The following is a 772-nucleotide window of genomic DNA, read 5'->3' as shown; positions in this document are numbered from 1 at the left end:
GGAACGGTGCGCGCGACGCGGTCGGCGACGTGTTCGCCGCCCGGCACGCCGAGCCGACGCGGATCGCGGGCGTGGCCGGGCACACCCGCGCCTTCGTGCCTGTGCAGAACGGCTGCGACCACCGCTGCACCTTCTGCGTCATCCCGTTCGGGCGCGGGCATTCGCGCTCGGTGGCGCCCGACGCGGCGATCGCGCAGGTCCGGCGCATCGTCGCCCACGGTGGGCGCGAGGTCGTGCTGACCGGCGTCGACCTCACCGCCTACGGCCGCGACTTCTCGGGCGCTGGCGAGAGCCTCGGCACGCTGGTCCTGGCGATCCTCGCCGCGGTGCCGGAGCTGGCGCGCCTGCGCCTGTCCTCGATCGATTCGATCGAGGCCGACGACGCCCTGATGCGGGCGATCGGCGACGAGCCCCGGCTGATGCCGCACCTGCACCTGTCGCTCCAGGCCGGCGACGACCTCGTGCTCAAGCGGATGAAGCGCCGGCATGGGCGCGCCGACGCGATCCGCTTCTGCGACGCGGTGCGGCGCCTGCGGCCGGACGCGGTGTTCGGCGCCGACCTCATCGCCGGCTTCCCGACCGAGACCGAGGACCAGTTCGCCCGCTCCCTCGACCTCGTCGCGGAATGCGGGCTGACGCATCTCCACGTCTTCCCGTACTCGCCCCGCCCGGGGACGCCGGCCGCGCGGATGCCGCCGGTTGCGCCCGAAGTCGTCCGCGTCCGCGCCGCGCGCCTACGTGCGGCGGGCGAGGCGGCCCTTCTCCGCCACCT

General features: G+C 75.1%; 1 protein-coding gene. It reads left to right on the top strand.

What is annotated here, in order from left to right; translation table 11 throughout:
• Positions 1-772, top strand: a 772-nt coding sequence (locus FV222_RS28045; protein WP_147816405.1) for a radical SAM protein, incomplete at both ends; no start/stop codon positions are given.

The organism is Methylobacterium sp. WL103 (genome assembly GCF_008039885.1).
Taxonomy (GTDB): Bacteria; Pseudomonadota; Alphaproteobacteria; order Rhizobiales; family Beijerinckiaceae; genus Methylobacterium; species Methylobacterium cerastii.
This window is presented reverse-complemented; position numbering and strand designations above follow the sequence as displayed.